This window comes from uncultured Allobosea sp. (assembly GCF_945957345.1).
In the GTDB taxonomy this organism is placed as follows: domain Bacteria; phylum Pseudomonadota; class Alphaproteobacteria; order Rhizobiales; family Beijerinckiaceae; genus Allobosea.
Genome location: NZ_CAMFKW010000024.1, coordinates 18,954 through 39,677, shown reverse-complemented (window position 1 = coordinate 39,677; position 20,724 = coordinate 18,954). Strand labels below are relative to the sequence as shown.

The window sequence follows — 20,724 nt, the reverse complement described above, 5'->3', positions numbered from 1 at the left end:
GAATGACAAGGTGGTTCGAAACGCGTCTCAGACCCGAATATCGGCGAGCGCGCCGGTCTTGCTCTGGCCCTCGCCCTTCGCCTGCATCTGCTTCAGCATCTCGTCGCGGATCTTGCTCATCACGTCGGCCTTCGCCTTCGAGTCGAGCTTGTTGAACTGCTCTTCGGTCATGCCGAGCTTCGCGAGGATCGCGGCCTGAACGCGCTCCTCCGGCGACATCCGCGCGATCTTCAGGAATTCGTCCTCGGCCGAGGGCGAGGTCGTCGAGGTGGCAGCCGTGGCGCTGCTGCCGGTGTCGGTGCTGGTATCGTTCTGCGTGGCCGGCTTCACCGGCGTCGTGAATGGCAGGCTGATCGGCCGGTTCGTGATCGGGTTCGACATGGCTTGCTCCTTTGAGCAAACCGGCAGGCAAGCTCCGGGCCGCCGCCCCCATCTCGCAAAACCACCCGAAAATCAGAGACTTGCCGGAAGGACCATGCGATTCGGAGCTATAGCGGCAAGCGAATCCGGCAAGATCTGCCCGGCAAACGCTGCCGGATTCGAATCGCCACGCACCTCTTGAGGCAGACCGGCAGCCCACAGGATCCGCGGAAAATGCCCGGATGCTGCAACGCGAAATTGCCTCGTCGCCCATACTCGCTATTTAGCAACTGCAACATGCCTACCATGCAGGCAATTACTCCAAGCCGGTTTCCAAAGCGAACCATCTGCACAAATGGCAGGCAGCTAATTTCCTCACTTTTGCCGCAAGCGTTACGTTCAGCGCAGAACGATCCTATGAAAATGACCGGAATCTTAACTCGTCATGCGTCATGCGCATGTCGGAGCTGATCGCGTGCCCCTGTTGGAAGCAGGCTGTCCGGTTTATATGCAGTGCACAACGAAATTGTCGCTGTGGGCACCGTCCCGCTCCGGAATACTCGCAAGGAAGACCACCATGTTCGTCACCATGATCGCCGCTAAAATCCGCGCCTACCTCCGCTATCGCGAGACCGTTCGCGAGCTCTCCCGTCTGACCGACCGCGAGCTCGACGATCTCGGCCTGTCGCGCTCGGAGATCTCCTTCATCGCCCGCTCGCACGCTGCGGCCTGAAGGCTTCGAATGAGAACCGCCGCGCATCGGGCGCGGCGCGTTCCAGGTAGTTTCTCCTGAGGCTCGTGTTTCCCCTCCCCTCGAGCCTCGGTCGAAGAGCGAATGCCCGCCTCACGGCGGGCATTTTGCATTTCAGGCTGCCTTTCGCTTGACCTGCGGCCCGGCTGCGGACACATCCCCAGCCATGGAACCCGTTCATATCATCGGCGGCGGTCTCGCCGGCTCCGAAGCCGCCTGGCAGGTCGCGCAGGCCGGCGTCCCCGTTACCATCCACGAGATGCGCCCCGTGCGCGGCACCGACGCCCACAAGACCGAAGGGCTCGCCGAACTCGTCTGCTCGAACTCCTTCCGTTCCGACGATTCCTCCAGCAATGCCGTGGGCCAGCTCCATTGGGAGATGCGTCGGCTGAGCTCGCTGATCATGGCCAAGGGCGACGCCCATCAGGTCCCGGCCGGCGGTGCGCTCGCGGTCGACCGCGACGGCTTCTCGCAGGCCGTCACCGCAGCGCTCGAAGCCCATCCGCTCGTCACCATCGATCGCGGCGAGATCGCGGGTCTCCCTCCCGCCGATTGGGACAATGTCATCATCGCCACCGGCCCGCTGACTTCGCCGGCACTGGCCGCAGGCCTGCAGTCTCTGACATCCGAGGATTCGCTCGCCTTCTTCGATGCGATCGCGCCGATCGTCCATTTCGATTCGGTCGACATGGATCAGGCCTGGTTCCAGTCGCGCTACGACAAGGCCGGGCCCGGCGGCACCGGCGCCGACTACATCAACTGCCCGCTCGACCGCGATCAGTACGAAGCCTTCATCGACGCGCTGCTCGCCGCCGAGAAGACCGAGTTCAAGGAATGGGAGGGCACGCCCTATTTCGACGGCTGCCTGCCGATCGAGGTCATGGCCGAGCGCGGCCGCGAGACACTGCGCTGGGGCCCGATGAAGCCGGTCGGCCTCACCAACAAGCACAACCCGACCGTGAAGGCCTATGCCGTGGTCCAGCTCCGGCAGGACAATGCGCTCGGCACGCTGTTCAACATGACCGGCTTCCAGACCAAGCTGAAATATGGCGAGCAGGCCGCGATCTTCCGGATGATCCCCGGCTTGCAGAATGCCGAGTTCGCCCGGCTCGGCGGCATCCACCGCAACACCTATCTGAACTCGCCGAAGCTGCTCGACGAGCGCCTGCGCCTCAAGGCCGATACGCGCCTGCGCTTCGCCGGCCAGATCACCGGCTGCGAAGGCTATGTCGAAAGCGCCGCGACAGGCCTGCTCGCCGGCCGCATGGCCGCTGCCGAGCGGCTCGGTCGCGATCTGCCCCTGCCGCCCGCGACGACAGCGCTCGGCGCGCTGGTCAACCACATCACCGGCGGCCATATCGTCACGATCGACGAGGGGCCGCGCTCGTTCCAGCCGATGAACATCAATTTCGGTCTGTTCCCGCTGATCGAGGGCGTGGCGACCGTCGGCCCCGACGGCAAGCGCCTGAAAGGCCCGGCCAAGAGCCTTGCCCGCAAGCAGGCCCTGACGGCGCGCGCCAAGGCCGAAATGGAGCGCTGGGCTGCCCAGCCGGAAGCGACAGCCGCCGCCTGATGGGCGTCATGCGCTTAGCGAACGCCGGAAGACCTTTCGCATAGACGCCACGCTCAGCGAGCATGGGTCGCACCGCCATTGTCGATTACAGCTTTTGGACAATAATCCGGAGGCTCAAGGATAATGGCTACGACGAATATAACGCCCGGCGCTTCAAGCCAGGCGAATATCCGCAAGGCGGTGACCGCGGCGACGGTCGGCACCGTGATCGAATGGTACGACTACGCACTCTATGGCGCGGCCTCCGGCCTGATCATCAACAAGCTGTTCTTCCCGAACCTCTCGCCCACGACCGGCGTGCTCGCTGCCTTCGCGACCTTCGCCGTCGGCTATTTCGCCCGGCCCGTCGGCGGCATCGTGATCTCGCATATCGGCGACAAGTTCGGCCGCAAGCCGGCGCTGATCCTCACCATCACGCTGATGGGTCTCGCCACCGTGCTGATGGGCCTGTTGCCGACCTATGAGACGATCGGCCTGATGGCGCCAGTCCTGCTGGTCCTGATGCGTTTGATCCAGGGCTTCGGCGCAGGCGCCGAGCTCGCCGGCGCCATCGTGCTGGTGGCCGAATACGCGCCGCCCGAGAAGCGCGCCTTCTATACCGGCCTGCCGAATGCCGCGACGCTCGTCGGCATCATGCTGGCGACGCTGTCCTTCCTGGCCATCTCCTACCTGCCGGAACAGACCCTGCTCGGCTGGGCCTGGCGTGTGCCCTTCCTGCTCTCCGGCGTGCTGTTCTTCGTCGCGCTCTATATCCGCAAGCATCTCGACGAGACGCCGGAATATGTCGAGGCGATGGCCCGCGCCGAGCAGCGCCGACATGAGCAGCAGGTGCCGATCGGCGAGCTCTTCCGCGAGAGCCCGAAGGAAGTGCTGTTCGGCTTCCTGTCGGTGACCGCCCACAACGCCAACGCCTATATCCTCAGCGCCTTCTCGCTGAGCTACATGATCAACACGGTGGGCATGAGCCGGACGGACGGGCTGATCGCCGTCACCATCGGCTCGCTCTTCGGCATCGTCGGCGTCGGCTTCATGGGCGCGCTCGCCGACAAGATCGGGGCGGCGGCCGTCTACATCTTCGGCTCGCTGGTGATCGGCGTCCTCGCCTTCCCGCTGTTCTGGCTGTTCGACACCGGCAGTCTGCTCTGGTGCACGGTCGGCATCGCGCTGGGCTACGGCCTCGGCTTCGGCTCGACATCCGGCGCGCAGGGAGCATTCCTCACCAACCTGTTCCCGACGCGCTACCGGTTCTCGGGGCTGGCGATGTCGCGCGAGCTCAACGGCGTGCTCGTCGCGGGCCCGACACCGTTCATAGCGCAGGCACTGGTCGGCGCCGCCAACGGACGGCCGACCTATGTCGCGCTCTATATCATCGCCTGCTGCGTGCTCTCGATCATCGCCATCCTGATCATCAGGAGCCGCTCGGTCCACGTCTGATGACGAATGGCGTCGCGGTCAGCGTTTCCGCGACGCCCGCCACAGCAGCCACTGCCGGCGCCAGGCCGGCAGCGTGATGATGGTGCGGTAGGGATCGTATCCCCTCGCCTCCATCCGCTTGAGATAAGGCTCCACCAGCGCCACCGGCAGGAAGGCCGGCTTCAGGCCGGAGGGAATCGTCTCGCTGAGGCTGGTCAGCTTCTTCAAATGCCCGCGCGCGATCTCGCGCAACTCCTTCAGCGTATAGAGCACGCCCGGCCCGCCGCGCCCGCGCACGATGTCGTCGCGGGTCACGCCGTTGCGGGCGAGGATATCGGCCGGCAGATAGACCTGCCCCTCGGCCGCATGCCAGGGAAAGGCGCGCATCAGCCCGGTCAGCGCATAGGCGACGCCGGCATGGCCGCAGGCCGTCGCACCGCCGGGGTCGCGCCCGCCGGCCAGGATGATGCAGGCGAGCCGGATCACAGCGCTCGCGGTTTCGCCGGCATAGCCCTCCAGATCGCGCAGAGAAGGCATCGGGTCGTCATAGAGGTCGAAGATGCGCGCATCGATCAGCGCCGTCAGCGGCGCGACCGGTAGCCGGTAGCGCTTGATCGTATCAAGCAGCGCCGCCGCGACCGGGTGTCCTTGGGTCTCGCCGCTGGCCTGCCCCTCCAGCACGTCGCGCCACCATTGCAGCCGCACCTCGCCCGGCAGCGGCTCGCTGACAAGCGCCCTCACCCGCGCGATCTCCAGGCTGAAGGCGTAGAGCGCGTAGAGCGCCGCGCGACGGTCCTCGGGCGCGTAGAGCCCGGCGATATAGCGATCCTGGTCCTGCTCGCGGACGAGTTCGGCGCAATGGGCGTAAGCCTCCGGCAGGCGCGCCGGCGCGATATCCTTGCGGTCGTCGGTATTGGTCTGCGGCATCGTCCCGCCTCGGCCCGTCGTCATGCGGCCGTTTCCAATCTTAGGGCAAGCGCCCTGCCCCCGCTACGTATAGCCGGCATGGCCGGCATCTAGTCGACCGCGATCAGAGCCGCGGCCACGCGACGATCCTCGCCGACGAGCACGTTATAGGTCCGCGCCGCAGCGCCGGTTGCCATGCCCTCGACCGCGATCCCGACCTGCTTCAAGGGATCACGCAGAGCGGGCGGAATGAAGGCGATATCCGGCCCCGTCCCGATCAGCAGGAAATCGATCGTCCCGGCCTCGTCGAGCACCGGCTGCAGGCTCTCGATGGTCACCTCGGAAAACCGCGTCACGGGCCAGATGCGGATGCCGGCCGGCGTCGCAATGATCGAGCCCTTGTGGCTCATCTCGGCGAAGCGGAACCCGCCCGCACCGATGGCATCGAGCGGATAGCGACCGGGAATGAAGCCCTCGAAGCGCGGCATATGACTGGCAACTCTGGCCGCGATCAGGCCTTGGCCTTGGCGGCGGAAGACTTGGCTCGCGCCGCCTCCTGCGCCTCCTCACGGGCGCCAGCCGAGCGGACATCCATGTAGAGCAGCACAGGCGTTGAGATGAACATCGCCGAATAGGTGCAGACCACGACGCCGAACAGCATCACCAGCGCGAAGCCCTCGATCGCCGTGCCGCCGAACAGCACGAGCGCCAGCAGCGACAGGAACGTCGTGGTCGCCGTCATCGCCGTGCGCGAAAGGGTCGAGTTCACGGAGAGGTCGAGGAGCTCGGCCACCGGCATGGTCTTGTAGCGGCGCAGCAGTTCGCGCGTCCGATCGAACACCACGACCGTCTCGTTCAGCGAATAGCCGACGATGGTCAGGATCGCCGCAATCGAGGTCAGGTTGAACTCGAGCTGCGTGATCAGGAAGAAGCCGATGGTCAGCACGATGTCGTGCAGCGTGCCGAGGATCGCGCCGATCGCCAGCGGCATCTCGAAGCGGAACCAGAGATAGATCAGCACGCCGACGATCGCGAGCACGACGCCGAGCGTGCCGGCCTGCACGAGCTCGCCGGAAACGCGCGGGCCGACCGTCTCGACACGGCGGAAATCATAGGTCGCGGCGAAGGCCTCGCGCGCCTTGACGACGACCGCCTGCTGCGCCGTCTCGCCGCCCGGCTGCATGCCGAAGCGCATCGAGACCTCGCCGCCGGAACCGAACTCCTGCACCTCGGCCTCGCCGAAGCCGAGCCCGTTGGCCGTATGGCGGATCTGGCCGATATCGACCGCCACGCCCTTCGTCTGCATCTCGATCAGCGTGCCGCCCTTGAAGTCGATGCCGAAATTCAGGCCGACTGTCAGGAAGAGCGTGAGCACGAGGATCGAATAGGCAGCCGACAGCGGATAGCTGAAGCGGCGGAACCAGACGAATTTGAACTTGGTGTTATCGGGAACGATACGAAGCAGGCGCATGCGCATGGCCAATCTCCTGAGGGGTTGGCAGCGTCAGAACGGAAGGTGCTTGGGCTTGGCCCAGCGATACCAGATCGCGATCAGCATCCGGGTCAGCGTCACCGCCGTGATGACGGTGGTGAGGATGCCCAGGATGAACACGACCGCGAAGCCCCGCACCGGGCCGGAGCCGAGCGAGAACAGCGCGACCGCCGCGATCAGCATGGTGACGTTGGAGTCGATGATCGTGGCGAAGGCGCGCTGGAAGCCCGCTTCGAGCGCCGAGACGAGGCTGCGGCCCTGGTGCTCCTCTTCGCGCATGCGCTCATAGATCAGCACGTTCGAATCGACCGCGGTGCCGATGGTCAACACGATGCCGGCGATGCCGGGCAGCGTCATCGTCGCGCCGAGGAACGACATCAGGCCGAAGATCAGGCCGACATGGACGACGAGCGCGATGCTCGCGATCATCCCGAAGACGCCGTAGGTCGCGAGCATGTAGATCACGACCAGCACGGTCGCGATCAGGGTCGCCATCTTGCCGGCATGAATCGAGTCGGCGCCGAGGCCGGGGCCGACGGTACGCTCTTCCACGATGGTCATCTTGGCGGGCAGCGCGCCGGCACGCAGCAGGATCGACAGGTTATTGACCTGCTCGACCGTGAAATTGCCGGAGATCTGGCCCGAGCCGCCGGTGATCGGCGACTGGATGACCGGCGACGAGATCACCTTGTTGTCGAGCACGATCGCCAGCGGGCGGCCGAGATTCTCGGTGGTGATCTGGCCGAAGCGCTGGGCGCCGCGGATGTTGAATCGGAAGTTCACGATCGGCTGGCCCGAGCGCGAATCGAAGGCCGGCTGCGCGTCGATCAGGTCGGCACCATCCACGACGGGCTGGCGCAGCACCGGCACCGTCTGTCCGCCGGCATCCTGCGAGGGCAGCATGTCGACATCGCTGCTGTTGGCGTCGCCAACGAGGCGGAATTCGAGCTTGGCCGTATCGCCGAGGATCTGCTTCAGGCGTTGCGGGTCCTGCAGGCCCGGCACCTGCACCAGGATGCGGTCGAGGCCCTGGCGCTGGATGTTGGGCTCGGTCGTGCCCAACGCATCGACGCGACGGCGCAGCACTTCCATCGCCTGCTCGACAGCGCGACGGATGCGCTCGTTCGAGCCGGCTTCGGTGACCGTGAGCTGGATCAGCCCGTCAGGCTGCTCGGCAATGGCAATCGACTGGTTGCCGGATGGCCCGAAGGCGCCAAGTGTCCCGATTGGCTGCGCGAGCTCGCGCAGCTTCGGCATCACGCGCGCCCGCTCGACAGCGTCGGGAACGCGCACCTGCACACCACGGGGCAGCGTCTGGATGCCCCCCTGCGGCGCGGCGCGCTCGTCGCGCAGGATACGGCGGACGTCGTCACGCAGCTGGACGACCTGGCTGCGCACCAGCTCGGCCCGGTCGATCTCGAGCAGGACGTGCGAGCCGCCCTGCAGGTCGAGGCCGAGCACCACCGCATGGATCGGCAGGAAAGCCCGCGGAATCCAGGACGGTGCGTTGGTTTCGATGGCCTTGCGCGTCTCGGGCGACAAGAGGTTCGGCACGGCGAGCCCGCAGCCGATGAACAGCACGAGCAGGACGAGGATGACCTTGCGGGCCTGGAGACGAAGCATATGCGTGAACAGCCTTGTTGTCGTGCCCGGGCTCCCGCGTCGGGAGCCCTAGCCGCCGCATTCTCAGTTCTTGACCGGCTCGCTCTTGGAGCGGACGTCCTGGATCATGCCGCGCACGATGCGCACGCGCACGCCGTCGGCGATCTCGACTTCCAGTTCGGCGTCATCGACGACCTTCGAGACCTTCGCGATCAGGCCGCCCGAGGTAACGACGGTGTCGCCACGGCGCACGTTCTTGATCAGCTCCTGATGGCTCTTGGCCCGGCGCTGCTGCGGCCGGATGATCAGGAACCACATGATGACGAAAATCAGCAGGAACGGCACAAGCTGGATCAGCATGTCGGCGCCGCCACCGGCTCCCGTGGCCTGGGCGAAAGCGGGGGTGATCACGAAGACGCTCCTCTGGTACGGCGGCGGCACGCCGCCGACCGCGAATCTCTGGTTGAAAGACGTAAGGCCAAAACCATCGCCCGGCCGCAAAATCGCGCGGACTATAGCCAGCAACGCCGTGAAATCAATCGGACGCGCCCGGTCGCCCATGCGCGATCCCTCACCTATGGGCTGGCTGCCATTCGCGCAATGCCTCTTGCGCACCATCCACGACGCGGTTTAGCTAGCGCCCTGAACCGTACCGGACGGTACGGTACGGTTCGACAGGACGAAACGAAGGCCCCGCCGCCATGACCACGACCGAGACCGCCCCCGACCAGACACTGGCCACGCTACTGCGCATCGCCGATGCACTGGACCGCATCGCCCCGCCCCGCCGCAAGGCCGCCGACCTCAAGGTCGCCGATGCCTTCGTCTGGCAGGCTGCGGGTTCCGAACTGGTGCCCGTGCCGAAGGTCAACCGCGTCGCCCTCTCGCTTTTGCGCGGCGTCGACCGCGTCCGCGACACGCTGGCCGAGAATACCGAGCGCTTCGCCAAGGGCCTGCCGGCGAATAACGTGCTGCTCTGGGGCGCACGCGGCATGGGCAAGTCCTCGCTGGTCAAGGCTGTGCATGCCGACACCAATCTGCGCCTCGCCAAGGACGCACTGCCGCTGAAGCTCATCGAGATCCACCGCGAGGACATCGAGAGCCTGCCCCCGCTGATGAGCCTGCTGCGCAACGACCCGCACCGCGCCATCGTCTTCTGTGACGATCTGTCCTTCGACAGCGACGACACCTCCTATAAGTCGCTGAAGGCAGTGCTCGACGGCGGCGTCGAGGGGCGGCCGGACAATGTGGTGTTCTACGCCACCTCGAATCGCCGCCACCTGCTGCCGCGCGACATGATGGACAACGAGCGCTCGACCTCGATCAATCCGGGCGAGGCAATCGAGGAGAAGGTCTCGCTCTCCGACCGCTTCGGCCTCTGGCTCGGCTTCCACAAATGCAGCCAGGACGAGTACCTGGAGATGATCAACGGCTATGCCGGCCATTTCGGACTGAACGTGGCGCCGGAAGAGCTGCGCCGCGACGCGCTGGAATGGTCGACGACCCGCGGCTCCCGCTCCGGCCGCACCGCCTGGCAGTACATCCAGGACCTGGCCGGCCGGCTGGGCAGGAAGCTGGAGGGGTAGACCTCCACGTCATGGTCGGGCTTGTCCCGACCATCCACGTCTTCGCCGATCGAAGGTCGCATTCAAGACGTGGATGCTCGCCACAAGGGCGAGCATGACGAGGTATCACAAACGAAAACGGGGCCGCCCTTTTCTGGGGCAGCCCCGTTCTTTTCGATCGGGAGGGTCTCGCGGAACCGATCGAAGGGTGAAACCTCGTCCGCGGCTCCGGTATCAGTTGTTCAGGTAGGGCGTCGGATCGACCGGCGCCGAGCCCTTGCGCAGCTCGAAATGGAGCTGCGGCGAGGAGACGTTGCCGCTCTGGCCGGAGTTGGCGACGACCTGGCCACGCTTCACGACATCGCCGCGCTTCACCTTGAGATCGCCGTTATGGGCATAGGCCGAGACGTAGCCATTGGGGTGGCGGATCAGGACGAGATTGCCGTAACCCTTCAGCTCGCTGCCGGCATAGGCCACCGTGCCGCCCTCGGCCGCCTTGACCGGCGTGCCCTCGGGAACCGCAATGTTGATGCCCTCGTTGCCACCCTTGCCGCTATAGCCGGAGATGACGCGGCCGCGGGCCGGCCAGCGGAAATCCGCCTTGTCGGCCGAAGAGGCTGCCTCTTCTTCCTGCTTCGGGATGCTCGCCGTGGTCTTCGGCTCCGGAGCGGGATCGGCCTTCGGGATCGCGGTGGGCTTCGGCTCGGCGGCCGGAGCGCTCGCGACGACGACGGGCTTCGCCGGCTGGGCGGCGGGCGCAGCAGTCCTGACCGGCTTCGCTTCCGGCACAGGCTTCACGGCAGCAACCGGCGCCGCGGCAGGCTTGGCGGCCGGCGTCGGCAGGGCCGCGGTCTTGCGGGCATCCGCCTTGGCCTTGGCTTCGGCAGCGAAGCGGGCGCGGGATTCCTTCATGGCCTGAGCGTCAGCGGCGGCCTTCGCCTTGGCCTCGGCGGCCGCAGCAGTCTTCGCCTCGGCAGCAGCCCTGGCCTGCGCCCTCGGATCGACGGCAGCCGGCGCCGCGGGACGCGGGGCAGCGGACGGGCCGGCGACGAAGCGCTGCGTTTCGACCGGCGCCTGGGCAGCCTGGCGCACCGGAGCCGGCGCAGCGGCAGGAGCAGCCGGCGAGGAAGCGGCAGCAGCGTTATAGACGGGGATGGTGATACGTGTGCCGGGCGCCACGTTCGCGTTGTTCAGCCCGTTCGCCGACATGATGGCGGCGCGCGGCACGCCGTAGCGCGAGGAGATCGTATCAAGCGTCTCGCCCTGAGCCAGCACGACCGGAGTGCCGCCCTGGGCCGACCAGCCGGCGGAGCTGCCCGAAACGGGCTGCCGCGGCGGCGCGCTCAGCGCGACGGACGATTGCGGCGCCGGCAGAGGCTGGGAGCGAACCAGAGGCGCAGAGGCCACCGGCTGCAGCGGCGCGCTCGAAACCTGCCCGATCGAGCCGGTCGTGACCGGATCGCGAACAGGAGCTGGCGCCTGGGCGGATTTGAAGGGACTGTCGAAGGGCGTCTCGGTGAAACGCATCGCATCCGACGAGCAGGCACTGACGCTGAGAGCGAACAGGCACACCGTCGACAAACGACGGAGAGCGCGGGGATTGATCGATCCGGCTTGGCTACGCATGAACTGAGTACTCGCGAACGACGCAACTCGATGAACGCGATTAAAGTCCCGTTGAGCTTAATTTCGCGTAAACGACCTCAGAAACTTGGTAAGAGCTGCTCACGGCGCGATCGCCGGACTCCGGCGGATCACGAGAGCCGTTTTCGCTGGGACGCATCCGGTTGCAGGCACATTCCGCATACGTTAACGCAGCGTCATGCTCCGCTTGGCTTTGGCCTGTCTCGTACTCGCTTTCGGTTCGCAGGCCCGGTCGGCCGAGCCGATCCTGAAGCAGATGCACGGCACGTGGCGGTCGGAAAATCGACGGATTCTGATCGACACGGAGAGGATGCTTGGCAATACGGATGACACCCGGCCGTTCCAGCGTGACGCGCTCACTCTGCGGAATATCTCCGGCCGGATGATCGTCTTCGAGATCGGCCGCAAGCGCTTCATCGGCCTCTTCGATCGGAACGAGCTTCGCCTGACGGGCGATGGCATTCCCGATTCCGAAATCCTGCATCGCCGGTAGGCAAGCCCGACGCTGGATCTCGCGGCGATAACGCTTCGCCGCACGGCCTCACAAGGCGCGCGAGCGCCCCGGAATCAAGGGCGGCAGGCGTAGCGCCGGCCCGGTGGCGTGGTCGAACTGCCCGTCTTCGAGATGCGTGACCACCACCCGCCGCGCCGCGCCCTCCACCCGCAACGCCCCGACGAGGCGCCCGCCGGGCAAGAGCCGTGCCAGCAGCGCCTCCGGCACCGCCTGGGTGACGCCGTTGACGAGGATGCGGTCGAACCGGCCGAGCGTCCGGTCCGGCTGAAACCCATCGGCATGGCGCAGGTCGACGACCCCGCCGAAACCGCTGTCGGAGACGCGCTCATGCGCGGCCAGCGCCAGCGACCGATAACGCTCCAGCGAAACGACCTCGGCTCCCATCGCGGCAAGCAGCGCCGAGACATAGCCCGAGCCGGTCCCGACCTCGAGCACCCGCGCGCCGGGCTGCAGGTCGAGCGCGACGAGCAGGTTGGCGACCGTATGCGGTGCCGTCATCGTCTGGCCGCAGGGCAGCGGCACGGACACGTCCTGCCGGGCGAGATCGGCGAAGCGGGCGGGCGCGAAGCGGTCGCGCGGCACGCGCTCCATCGCGCGCAGCAGCGCGAGATCGCGCACGCCGCGCGCGCGGAGCGAAAGCAGGAAGGCGACGGTACGCTCGCCCTCGCTGGCCGGCGCGTCCTCGCTCATGCCCCTCCCCGCTTCCCGCTCAGGCGAACAGCCGCGCGAAGCGCGTCAGCGTCGGCTCATGCGTCAGGTCGAGTTCCAGCGGCGTGATCGAGATGCGCTTTTCCGCCAGCGCCTTCAGGTCGGTGCCGTTCGCCGGTTCCTTGCCGCTGCGCTGGAAGGCGATCCAGTAATAGGGATTGCCGCGGCCGTCCTTGCGCGGTTCGAGCTGCACGATCTCCTGGTCACGCCGCCCCTGCACGGTGACGGCGACGCCCTCGACCTCGTCCGGCCCGGCATTCGGGAAGTTGAGGTTGAACAGCACGCCCTCCGGAATGCCCTCCTCCAGCAGGCGCCGGATGATCCCCGGCGCATGGCTCTCGGCGCAGTCCCAGCGGATCGAGTCGCGATTGCCCGGCATATAGGCCTGGCTCACCGCGATCGAGGGCACGCCGAGCAACGTGCCTTCCATCGCGGCCGCGATCGTGCCGGAATAGGTCACGTCCTCCGCGACATTCGAGCCCCGGTTGACGCCCGAGAGCACGAGATCGGGCCGCGCCTCCTTCATGACCGCGCGGACCGCCATGATCACGCAATCGGTCGGCGTACCCTGCACTGCGAAGCGCTTCTCGTCGATCTGGCGCAGGCGCAAGGGGTTGGACAGCGACAGCGAATGCGCGACGCCCGACTGGTCGGTCTCGGGCGCCACGACCCAGACATCGTCGGAGAGCTGGCGCGCGATGCGCTCCAGCACGGCGAGCCCCTCGGCATGGATGCCGTCATCATTGGTGACGAGGATACGCATGTCTCAGGCCGCCTTCTCGATCCGCGTCACGCCGCGCATATAGGGCACCAGCACGTCCGGCACGGTGATCGAGCCGTCCGCGTTCTGGTAGTTCTCCATCACCGCGATCAGCGCGCGGCCCACCGCCGTGCCCGAGCCGTTGAGCGTGTGCACGAAGAACGGCCCCTTGCCGTCCCTGGTCTTGTAGCGAGCGTTCATCCGGCGCGCCTGGAAATCACCGCAGACCGAGCAGGACGAGATTTCGCGATAGGTCTTCTGGCCGGGCAGCCAGGCTTCGATGTCCCAGGTCTTCTGCGAGGCGAAGCCCATATCGCCGGTGCACAAAGTCATCACGCGATAATGCAGGTCGAGCTTCTTCAGCACCGCCTCGGCGCAGGCGAGCATGCGCTCATGCTCCTCGCGCGACTTCTCCGGCGCCGTGATCGAGACGAGCTCGACCTTCTCGAACTGGTGCTGGCGCAGCATGCCGCGCGTGTCGCGACCGGCCGAGCCCGCTTCTGCGCGGAAGCAAGGCGTGAGCGCGGTGAATCGAAGCGGCAGCTCCTCCTCGGAGAGGATTGATTCCCTTGCCAGATTGGTCAGCGGCACTTCGGCGGTCGGGATCAGCCAGAACTGCTCGCTGGTCTCTGCTTCCTCGACCAGCTTCTGAACGGTATCGAACGCGGAGCCGCCCTGAGGAATCGCCTTATCGAGGTCCTTCAGAATCTCGTTCAGGCGATTACCGCGCCACTCCATGTCCGCCGCCATGAACTGGTCATCGCGGAACTTCGGCAATTGCGCCGTCCCGAACATGACTTCGTCACGCACCATCAAAGGCGGCATTATCTCGGTATAGCCGTGCTCTTCCGTGTGCGTGTCGAGCATGAACTGCCCGATCGCCCGGCTGAGCCGCGCGACCTGACTCTGCAGCACGACGAAGCGCGAGCCGGAGAGCTTCGCCGCCTTCTCGAAATCCATCTGGCCGAGCGCCTCGCCCAGCTCGAAATGCTGCTTGGGGTCGTTGACGCCCTTGAGCAGCCCACGCTCTTCCGGCTTCACACCATGGACATGCAGCACGACATTGCCGTGCTCGTCGGCGCCATCGGGCACATCGTCGAAGGGCGTGTTCGGGATCGCGGCGAGCTTTTCGTCGAGCGCGTCCTTGGCGGCCTTCTCCTCGGCCTCAAGCGCCGGCTGCTGCTCCTTGAGCGCTGCGACCTCGGCCTTCAGCGTGTCGGCGAGCGCGACATCCTTCGCGCCCATCGCCTTGCCGATGTCCTTGGAGAGCGCGTTGCGGCGCTCCTGGGTGGCCTGCGCCTTGGCGATCGACGAGCGGCGGACATCGTCGAGTTCGAGCAGCGAGGACGACAGCGGCGCCAGGCCCCTGCGCTCAAGCCCCTTGTCGAACGCCGCGGCGTTCTCGCGAATCCATCTGATGTCGTACATCGTCGTCCGGCCATGCCATCGCTGCGGAATGCAGCGTTGGATGCTCTAGACCGGGATCGCGCGCGAGGGAACCACCGTTATAGGCATTTGAAGGCCCGACAACGTCATGGTCGGGCCTGTCCCGACCATAACGTCTTCGCCCATCGAGCGTGGCGCTCAAGACGTGGATGCTCGCCACAAGGGCGAGCATGACGGCAACGCCCTACTCCGCCGCATCCTCTTCGGCCTTCGCGGCCTCGCTCTTCTTCTCGACCCGGCGCACCGAGAAGATCGAGAGTTCGTAGAGCAGCAGCATCGGGACCGCGAGCATGAGCTGCGAGATCACGTCCGGCGGGGTCAGCACGGCCGCCACCACGAAGACGAAGACGATGGCGTAGCGCCGCTTTTCCTTGAGGAACTTCGAATCGATGATGCCGGCCTGCCCGAGCAGGGTCAGGATCACCGGCAGCTGAAAGGCGATGCCGAAGGCGAAGATCAGCGTCATGATCAGCGAGAGGTACTCGCTGACCTTCGGCAGGAGCGCGATGCCGGCCTGGGTCTCGGTCGCGGCCTGCTGCATGCCGAGCGAGAACTTCATCAGCACCGGCATGGCGAAGAAGAAGACCAAGAGCGCGCCGAGCGTGAAGAACACCGGGGTCGCCACCAGATAGGGCGCGAAAGCCGCCTTCTCGTTCTTGTAGAGGCCGGGCGCAACGAACTTGTAGATCTGCGTCGCGATCACCGGAAAGGCGAAGAAGCCGGCGCCGAAGGCCGCCACCTTGATATGGGTGAAGAGCAGCTCGAGCGGGCCGGTATAGATCAACTGCGCATTGGCGGCGCTGCCGGCGGCCCAGACATAGGGCTTCACCAGGATGTTGTAGATCTGCGTCGAGAAGCCGAAGCAGATGAAGAACATGATCAGGAAGGCGATCAGCGACTTGATCAGCCGCGCCCGCAACTCGATCAGATGCTCGAGGAGCGGCGCGCGCGAGGCCTCGATCTCGTCCTCGCCCTCGCGAGGATTGGCGACGCTCATGCGGAATTCTCCTCGCCCTTGGCGGTCTTGCGCTTGCGGGCGACGGGCTTGGCGGCTTCAGCCGATGCGGCAGCAACCGCGGTCTTGGGCTTGCGCGCAGCAGCAGGAGCTTTCGCAGCCTTGACCGGCGCGGCCGCAGCAGGCGCCGGAGCCGGCGCTGCCAAGGCAGCCGGCGCTTCGGCAGCCTTGGTGCTACGCTTGCGGACAGGTCTCGCCGGGGGTGGCTCAGCCACGGTAACCGGGGCGACGGGCGCCTCAACGACCGCGGGAGCGGGCTCGATGGCGGCCTTACGTGCCCGCTTCGGCTTCTCGGTGGGCTTCGGCGCCTCGGCTGCAATGTTGACCGGCGGCAGCGGCTCGGGCGGCGGCAGCGAGGCAAGCTTCGCCTCGGCCTCCTTCAGCGCGGCCTCCTCAGGCTTCGAAGCGTCCGGCTTGGCGGGATCGAAATCCTTGGGCGTATCGATCGGCTTGAAATCGTTGTTCAGCGCGCTCGACACCGATCCGCCGACATCCTCGACCTGCTTCTTCAGGTCGGCGAGCTCGGCCTCGCGCATCGCCTCGTTGAACTGGCCCTGGAACTCCGAGGCCATGCGCCGGATACGGCCGACCGTCTGGCCGACCGTGCGCAGGGCCTTGGGCAGGTCCTTCGGGCCGATCACGACCAGCGCCACCGCGCCGATCAGCACCATCTCGCTCCAGGCGATGTCGAACATCGACGGCTCGTCCTCTCAAGCCGGTGCCCCGAAGGGCACCAGGGCATCAGGCCTTGTGCTCGGCCTTGGCCTGGGCCTGGGCGGCGGCGTTGTCGGCCTTGGTCTGGTCGATCACCTTGGGATCGACATTGCCAGCGGTCGGCGCCGGCTCGTCATCCTCGGCCATGCCCTTCTTGAACGATTTGATGCCCTTGGCGACATCGCCCATCAGCTCGGAAACCTTGCCGCGCCCGAACAGCAGCATCACGATGACGCCGACGACGATCCAGTGCCAAATGCTCACGCCACCCATGGCGAAACTCCTCCGAAATTGCGGCGACCGGGGAATGGCCCCAACCAAATCCTTGCCCGGTCGCTTGTTCGGCGGCGGAACCTATTGATCCGCAGCGGGAAACACAAGGACTTCGTCCGACGGAATCTCGACACCGACTTCATCGCCCACTGCGATCTCGTCGGAAAGCGGTGCGCGAACCGAAAGCGCCCTGTCGAAGCCGTCCACCATCACCTGCAGATGGTCGGCCTCCCCCAGGAAGCGCCGTCCCGTCAATCGCCCACGTAGATAATAACCCTTCGGCACGATGCGGACGCGATGCGGCCGGATGCAGGCGACGGCTGCCGCGCCTTCAGCGATCCCCGGCGCCGCGAAACTGCCGAACGGCGTCTCGACCGCCCCGCCCGAAACCCGGCCCTCGATCTCGGTTAGATCGCAGAAAAATCGGGCGGCAAAGAGGCTGTTGGGCCGTCGGTAAAGCTCTTCGCCCGTGCCGATCTGGACGATCCGCCCGGCGCGCATCAACACGATCCGGTCGGCGATGCGCATCGCGTCCTCGGGATCATGCGTGACGATGATCGAGGTGGCGCCGGTCTCTTCCAAAAGCGCGGCGGTCTCGTCGCGCACCACGTCGCGCAATCGCCGGTCGAGATTGGAAAAGGGTTCGTCCATCAGGAGAACACCGGGCCGCGGCGCGATCGCGCGTGCCAGCGCCACACGCTGCTGCTCGCCGCCCGAAAGCATATGCGGGTAGGAATCGGCGAGATCGGCAAGCCCGACCCGCGCCAAGGCCCGCAGGGCGGTCGCATCGGCCGCTGCCGGCGCCTGGCCGCGTAGGCCGAAGCGGACATTATCGCGCACGGAAAGATGCGGAAACAGCGCGTAATCCTGGAAGACGAAGCCGACGCCGCGATGCTCCGGCTCGACGAAGCGCTCGGCCGCCGAAACGTCGCGCCCTTCCAGAAGGATGCGGCCCCCGCTCGGCCGCTCGACCCCGGCGGCAAGCCTGAGCAGCGTCGTCTTGCCGCAGCCGGATTGGCCGAGCAACGCGACGATCTCGCCGGGTTTGACTGAGAGGGAGACATCGGACAGCGCCGTTACAGAACCGAAGCGCTGCGTCACGTTCTCGAAGCCGAGCGCCATCGGGATCGCCGCACCGGCCGTGCCGCGCCGGCCCCAGCCGAGCCATCCTGCTTTGGTCTCGCTCTGCGCCAATTCCGTACTCCACATGTCCAACTATGCGCCGTCATCCCGGGCGACCGAAGGGAGACCCGGAACCATGCCGGAGCTCATCCGGCAAAGGCTCGGGCATGGATCCCGGATCGGCGCCGCCTCGGGGCTTGTCCGGGATGACCCGCGGAGGAACCGGCAGCAGCCCCGGAAGCTCGCCCCTCACCCCTGCGGTCCGCCCTCGCCGTCGTCAAGCGGGCCGAACAGATCGCCGAGCGGGTCTTCGTCGTCGCGCAAGCCCGGATCGTCGTCGGGAACCGGAACGGCCAAGTCGCGCGTCAGGCGTCCTTCGATGAAGCCCGTTCCCTTCAGTTCCTCCAGCCCCGGCAGGTCGTCGATGCGGTCCAGCCCGAAATGGTCGAGGAAGCCCGGCGTCGTGCCATAGGTGATCGGCCGCCCCGGCGAGCGTCGCCGCCCGCGCAGCCGCACCCAACCTGCCTCCAGCAGGATGTCGAGCGTGCCCTTGGCGGTGGCGACGCCCCGGATCTCCTCGATCTCGGCCCGCGTCACCGGCTGATGATAGGCGATGATCGACAGCACTTCGAGCGCCGCCCGCGACAGGCGCCGCGGCGGCTCCGCCTCGGCCGCAAGCAGATAGCCCAGATCAGGTGCCGTCCGGAAAGCCCAGCCGCCGGCAACCTGGCGCAGGTTGACCCCGCGCAAGGCATAGCTCTCGACCAGCCGGGCCAGCACCTGTTCGACCGCGATGCCGGCGGGAATGGCGCGACTGAGCGCCTCCGCTGTCAGCGGCACGGCAGATGCAAACAACAGCGCCTCGACGACGCGCAGCGCTTGCGAAAAGGCTTCCGCCCCGCCATCAGCCTCGATGTCCTCGGGTTCAGCCGCCGTCCCGGTCATGAAGCGTCCTTGGCGGCGAAGGGCAAGCCTTCAGGCCGGGCCGAGCGGCGGCGCACCTGGATCGGCGCGAAAGCTTCGTCCTGTCTAAGATCGATCACACCTTCCCGCACCATCTCCAGCATAGCCGAAAGCGCGGAGGCCCGGACCGTCGCCCGCATTTCCCGCGCCGGCAGGCCGTGCGAGGCCATGTATTGCGTGAGATAATCATCGAGTTCGGTCCAGTCACCGGCTTCCCCAACGAGCCGTTGCAAGGCCTCGCGCGCTTCGACCAGCGACCAGACGGCGCGATGGCCGACCGAGATATGGCCCTGCACCCGCTTCTGACGCTGCTGGGCATAGGCCGCGAGCAGATCGTAAAGCTCCGCCTCCCAGACCGGCCGGGCGCCGGCGACGATCTCCTCAGGCGCGCCACGCGCGAAGACATCGAGCCCCAGCCGCTCGCGCGCCGAGAGCTTGTTCGCCGCGGCGCGGATCGCTTCCAGCCGACGCAGACGGAGCGCGAGCGCTGTCGCGAGATCGGCGGCGCTCGGCTCCTCGCCCTTCGGCGGCTCCGGCAGCAGCAGGCGCGACTTGAGATAGGCCAGCCAGGCCGCCATCACGAGGTAATCGGCGGCGAGTTCCAGCCGCAGCGCCCGCGCTTCCTCGACGAAGGACAGGTATTGCTCGGCCAGCGCCAGGATGGAGATGCGGTGCAGATCGACCTTCTGCCGGCGCGCGAGATCGAGCAGCAGGTCGAGCGGCCCTTCATAGCCGTCGACATCGACGACGAGCGAAGGCTCGCCCGCACGCTCCGCGCGGTCTTCCTCGAATGGCAATTCGGCCGTCATTGAAGGCCCTGCCCCACCTGTCATCCCCGAAGGCGCAGATTCGGCCGTTCAGCCCTGCAAAGCAAGCGCGGCCGCGATCTCGGCGCGGGCGGCCTCCAGATCGACCGGCTCCGGCTCATGCCGGATGCGGCCAAGCGCGGCGTTGGCACGACGCGCACGCGCGCCCGTCATCTCCGGCACGGCCCCCGCAACGGCGATCATCTCTTCCATGATGCCGTGGCAATGCAGGACGACGTCGACGCCGGCCCGGATCGCGGCGCGCGATTTGGCCTCGAAAGAACCCGACAGCGCCTTCATCGAGATGTCGTCGGTCATGATCAGCCCATCGAATCCGAGCTCGCCGCGCATAATCTCGCGTACGATCTTGCGGGAGATCGTCGCGGGATTCTTCGGATCGAGCGCGGTGAAGACGAGATGCGCGGTCATCGCCAGCGGCATGTCTGCGAGATGCCGGAACGGCCGGAAATCATGCACCCGGAGCTCGTCCAGCGACGCGTCGACGATCGGCAGGTCGTGATGGCTGTCGGCCCGCGCCCGGCCATGGCCAGGCATATGCTTGACGACCGGCAGCACGCCGCCGGCGATCAGCCCCTCGGCCGCAGCACGGCCAAGCCGCGCCACCTGATCGGGATCATGGGCATAGGCGCGATCGCCGATCACGTCATGGCTGCCGGCGACCGGCACGTCGAGCACCGGCAGGCAGTCGACATCGATGCCCACGCTCTTCAGGTCATGCGCCATCAGGCGGGCCGAGAGCCGGACGATCTCGCGCTGGCGGATGGGATCGTTGATGCCGAGGAAGGCGTGCGCCGACGGGTATTTCGGCCAGTTCGGCGGCCCCATGCGCTGGACCCGCCCGCCCTCCTGGTCGATCAGGATCGGCGCGTGCCAGCCGACGGTCTCGCGCATCTCGGCGGTCAGCGCCGCGACCTGCTCGGGCGACTGCGTGTTACGCTTGAAGACGATGAAGCCCCAGGGCCGGGCATCGCGGAAGAAGGCCCGCTCGTCCGCAGTGAGGCTCGTGCCGAGGCAGCCGGCGATGAAGGCGCGCGATGTCATCGTATGGGGTTACGGCATCGGCCCAAAAAGGGAAA

Annotated in this window: 22 protein-coding genes; 4 read left to right on the top strand and 18 right to left on the bottom strand. The window is 66.7% G+C overall.

Annotated features, from left to right (window positions below; genetic code table 11):
* Nucleotides 1–27 precede the first annotated feature (27 nt).
* Nucleotides 28–381: a hypothetical protein gene (locus Q0Q36_RS13560; protein WP_293798691.1), complete on the bottom strand. Its 354-nt coding sequence runs from the start codon at nt 379–381 to the stop codon at nt 28–30.
* A gap of 556 nt (nt 382–937) precedes the next feature.
* Between Q0Q36_RS13560 and Q0Q36_RS13555 the strand changes: the two genes are divergently transcribed.
* From Q0Q36_RS13555 to Q0Q36_RS13545, 3 genes are all read left to right on the top strand, one after another.
* Nucleotides 938–1,093, top strand: coding sequence for a DUF1127 domain-containing protein (locus Q0Q36_RS13555; RefSeq protein ID WP_082009515.1), 156 nt, complete (start codon nt 938–940; stop codon nt 1,091–1,093).
* A 184-nt stretch (nt 1,094–1,277) separates the two neighbouring features.
* Nucleotides 1,278–2,684, top strand: a complete 1,407-nt coding sequence (gene trmFO, locus Q0Q36_RS13550) for a methylenetetrahydrofolate--tRNA-(uracil(54)-C(5))-methyltransferase (FADH(2)-oxidizing) TrmFO (RefSeq protein ID WP_293798690.1) — start codon at nt 1,278–1,280, stop codon at nt 2,682–2,684.
* A gap of 123 nt (nt 2,685–2,807) precedes the next feature.
* Nucleotides 2,808–4,118 carry an MFS transporter gene (locus Q0Q36_RS13545; RefSeq protein ID WP_293798689.1) on the top strand — a complete coding sequence of 437 codons (1,311 nt, stop codon included), beginning with the start codon at nt 2,808–2,810 and terminating at the stop codon, nt 4,116–4,118.
* Nucleotides 4,119–4,136: 18 nt separating this feature from the next.
* Here Q0Q36_RS13545 and Q0Q36_RS13540 read toward each other — a convergent pair whose 3' ends face one another.
* The 5 genes from Q0Q36_RS13540 to yajC form a co-directional block, all read right to left on the bottom strand.
* On the bottom strand, nt 4,137–5,024 hold the full coding sequence (locus Q0Q36_RS13540; RefSeq protein WP_293798731.1) for a phytoene/squalene synthase family protein: 888 nt from the start codon (nt 5,022–5,024) through the stop codon (nt 4,137–4,139).
* 89 nt (nt 5,025–5,113) lie between these two features.
* Entirely contained in the window at nt 5,114–5,491 is a 378-nt protein-coding gene (locus tag Q0Q36_RS13535; protein WP_293798688.1) for an MTH938/NDUFAF3 family protein, read from the bottom strand.
* A gap of 23 nt (nt 5,492–5,514) precedes the next feature.
* Complete coding sequence (gene secF / locus Q0Q36_RS13530; protein ID WP_293798729.1) at nt 5,515–6,474, bottom strand: protein translocase subunit SecF; 960 nt, start codon at nt 6,472–6,474, stop codon at nt 5,515–5,517.
* A gap of 33 nt (nt 6,475–6,507) precedes the next feature.
* Nucleotides 6,508–8,118 (bottom strand): protein translocase subunit SecD, encoded by a 1,611-nt coding sequence (gene secD, locus Q0Q36_RS13525; protein ID WP_293798687.1) that lies wholly within the window; start codon nt 8,116–8,118, stop codon nt 6,508–6,510.
* A gap of 63 nt (nt 8,119–8,181) precedes the next feature.
* On the bottom strand, nt 8,182–8,457 hold the full coding sequence (yajC, locus tag Q0Q36_RS13520; RefSeq protein ID WP_293798727.1) for a preprotein translocase subunit YajC: 276 nt from the start codon (nt 8,455–8,457) through the stop codon (nt 8,182–8,184).
* Nucleotides 8,458–8,798: 341 nt separating this feature from the next.
* Between yajC and Q0Q36_RS13515 the strand changes: the two genes are divergently transcribed.
* Nucleotides 8,799–9,683, top strand: coding sequence for an ATP-binding protein (locus Q0Q36_RS13515; RefSeq protein ID WP_293798686.1), 885 nt, complete (start codon nt 8,799–8,801; stop codon nt 9,681–9,683).
* Nucleotides 9,684–9,896: 213 nt separating this feature from the next.
* Here Q0Q36_RS13515 and Q0Q36_RS13510 read toward each other — a convergent pair whose 3' ends face one another.
* The 12 genes from Q0Q36_RS13510 to nagZ all read right to left on the bottom strand — a co-directional run bounded on the left by Q0Q36_RS13510 (nt 9,897) and on the right by nagZ (nt 20,689).
* A complete protein-coding gene (locus Q0Q36_RS13510; protein WP_293798685.1) occupies nt 9,897–11,189 on the bottom strand; it encodes a LysM peptidoglycan-binding domain-containing M23 family metallopeptidase in 1,293 nt (430 codons plus the stop codon).
* Between the two features lie 139 nt (nt 11,190–11,328).
* Nucleotides 11,329–11,790: a hypothetical protein gene (locus Q0Q36_RS13505; RefSeq protein WP_293798684.1), complete on the bottom strand. Its 462-nt coding sequence runs from the start codon at nt 11,788–11,790 to the stop codon at nt 11,329–11,331.
* A gap of 57 nt (nt 11,791–11,847) precedes the next feature.
* On the bottom strand, nt 11,848–12,510 hold the full coding sequence (locus Q0Q36_RS13500) for a methyltransferase domain-containing protein (RefSeq protein WP_293798683.1): 663 nt from the start codon (nt 12,508–12,510) through the stop codon (nt 11,848–11,850).
* Between the two features lie 19 nt (nt 12,511–12,529).
* On the bottom strand, nt 12,530–13,291 hold the full coding sequence (gene surE, locus Q0Q36_RS13495) for a 5'/3'-nucleotidase SurE (RefSeq protein WP_293798682.1): 762 nt from the start codon (nt 13,289–13,291) through the stop codon (nt 12,530–12,532).
* Between the two features lie 3 nt (nt 13,292–13,294).
* Complete coding sequence (serS, locus tag Q0Q36_RS13490; protein WP_293798681.1) at nt 13,295–14,716, bottom strand: serine--tRNA ligase; 1,422 nt, start codon at nt 14,714–14,716, stop codon at nt 13,295–13,297.
* 202 nt (nt 14,717–14,918) lie between these two features.
* Nucleotides 14,919–15,731 (bottom strand): twin-arginine translocase subunit TatC, encoded by an 813-nt coding sequence (tatC, locus tag Q0Q36_RS13485; protein WP_293798680.1) that lies wholly within the window; start codon nt 15,729–15,731, stop codon nt 14,919–14,921.
* Complete coding sequence (gene tatB / locus Q0Q36_RS13480; RefSeq protein WP_293798679.1) at nt 15,728–16,444, bottom strand: Sec-independent protein translocase protein TatB; 717 nt, start codon at nt 16,442–16,444, stop codon at nt 15,728–15,730. Before tatB ends, tatC begins: the two co-directional genes overlap by 4 nt.
* Nucleotides 16,445–16,490: 46 nt before the next feature.
* Nucleotides 16,491–16,736, bottom strand: coding sequence for a twin-arginine translocase TatA/TatE family subunit (locus Q0Q36_RS13475; protein WP_293798678.1), 246 nt, complete (start codon nt 16,734–16,736; stop codon nt 16,491–16,493).
* A gap of 81 nt (nt 16,737–16,817) precedes the next feature.
* On the bottom strand, nt 16,818–17,945 hold the full coding sequence (locus Q0Q36_RS13470; RefSeq protein ID WP_293798677.1) for an ABC transporter ATP-binding protein: 1,128 nt from the start codon (nt 17,943–17,945) through the stop codon (nt 16,818–16,820).
* 162 nt (nt 17,946–18,107) lie between these two features.
* A complete protein-coding gene (gene scpB, locus Q0Q36_RS13465) occupies nt 18,108–18,803 on the bottom strand; it encodes an SMC-Scp complex subunit ScpB (protein WP_293798676.1) in 696 nt (231 codons plus the stop codon).
* Nucleotides 18,800–19,630 carry a ScpA family protein gene (locus Q0Q36_RS13460; protein WP_293798675.1) on the bottom strand — a complete coding sequence of 277 codons (831 nt, stop codon included), beginning with the start codon at nt 19,628–19,630 and terminating at the stop codon, nt 18,800–18,802. The genes scpB and Q0Q36_RS13460 overlap by 4 nt, the downstream gene beginning before the upstream one ends.
* Before the next feature lie 48 nt (nt 19,631–19,678).
* On the bottom strand, nt 19,679–20,689 hold the full coding sequence (gene nagZ, locus Q0Q36_RS13455) for a beta-N-acetylhexosaminidase (RefSeq protein WP_293798674.1): 1,011 nt from the start codon (nt 20,687–20,689) through the stop codon (nt 19,679–19,681).
* Nucleotides 20,690–20,724 lie beyond the last annotated feature (35 nt).

Bases quoted from the DNA above. Each gene is read 5' to 3' on its own strand.
- Q0Q36_RS13560 (WP_293798691.1), bottom strand. From the start codon at position 381: ATGTCGAACCCGATCACGAACCGGCCGATCAGCCTGCCATTCACGACG.
- Q0Q36_RS13555 (WP_082009515.1), top strand. From the start codon at position 938: ATGTTCGTCACCATGATCGCCGCTAAAATCCGCGCCTACCTCCGCTAT.
- trmFO (WP_293798690.1), top strand. From the start codon at position 1,278: ATGGAACCCGTTCATATCATCGGCGGCGGTCTCGCCGGCTCCGAAGCC.
- Q0Q36_RS13545 (WP_293798689.1), top strand. From the start codon at position 2,808: ATGGCTACGACGAATATAACGCCCGGCGCTTCAAGCCAGGCGAATATC.
- Q0Q36_RS13540 (WP_293798731.1), bottom strand. From the start codon at position 5,024: ATGCCGCAGACCAATACCGACGACCGCAAGGATATCGCGCCGGCGCGC.
- Q0Q36_RS13535 (WP_293798688.1), bottom strand. From the start codon at position 5,491: ATGCCGCGCTTCGAGGGCTTCATTCCCGGTCGCTATCCGCTCGATGCC.
- secF (WP_293798729.1), bottom strand. From the start codon at position 6,474: ATGCGCCTGCTTCGTATCGTTCCCGATAACACCAAGTTCAAATTCGTC.
- secD (WP_293798687.1), bottom strand. From the start codon at position 8,118: ATGCTTCGTCTCCAGGCCCGCAAGGTCATCCTCGTCCTGCTCGTGCTG.
- yajC (WP_293798727.1), bottom strand. From the start codon at position 8,457: ATGCTGATCCAGCTTGTGCCGTTCCTGCTGATTTTCGTCATCATGTGG.
- Q0Q36_RS13515 (WP_293798686.1), top strand. From the start codon at position 8,799: ATGACCACGACCGAGACCGCCCCCGACCAGACACTGGCCACGCTACTG.
- Q0Q36_RS13510 (WP_293798685.1), bottom strand. From the start codon at position 11,189: ATGCGTTTCACCGAGACGCCCTTCGACAGTCCCTTCAAATCCGCCCAG.
- Q0Q36_RS13505 (WP_293798684.1), bottom strand. From the start codon at position 11,790: ATGCAGGATTTCGGAATCGGGAATGCCATCGCCCGTCAGGCGAAGCTC.
- Q0Q36_RS13500 (WP_293798683.1), bottom strand. From the start codon at position 12,510: ATGAGCGAGGACGCGCCGGCCAGCGAGGGCGAGCGTACCGTCGCCTTC.
- surE (WP_293798682.1), bottom strand. From the start codon at position 13,291: ATGCGTATCCTCGTCACCAATGATGACGGCATCCATGCCGAGGGGCTC.
- serS (WP_293798681.1), bottom strand. From the start codon at position 14,716: ATGTACGACATCAGATGGATTCGCGAGAACGCCGCGGCGTTCGACAAG.
- tatC (WP_293798680.1), bottom strand. From the start codon at position 15,731: ATGAGCGTCGCCAATCCTCGCGAGGGCGAGGACGAGATCGAGGCCTCG.
- tatB (WP_293798679.1), bottom strand. From the start codon at position 16,444: ATGTTCGACATCGCCTGGAGCGAGATGGTGCTGATCGGCGCGGTGGCG.
- Q0Q36_RS13475 (WP_293798678.1), bottom strand. From the start codon at position 16,736: ATGGGTGGCGTGAGCATTTGGCACTGGATCGTCGTCGGCGTCATCGTG.
- Q0Q36_RS13470 (WP_293798677.1), bottom strand. From the start codon at position 17,945: ATGTGGAGTACGGAATTGGCGCAGAGCGAGACCAAAGCAGGATGGCTC.
- scpB (WP_293798676.1), bottom strand. From the start codon at position 18,803: ATGACCGGGACGGCGGCTGAACCCGAGGACATCGAGGCTGATGGCGGG.
- Q0Q36_RS13460 (WP_293798675.1), bottom strand. From the start codon at position 19,630: ATGACGGCCGAATTGCCATTCGAGGAAGACCGCGCGGAGCGTGCGGGC.
- nagZ (WP_293798674.1), bottom strand. From the start codon at position 20,689: ATGACATCGCGCGCCTTCATCGCCGGCTGCCTCGGCACGAGCCTCACT.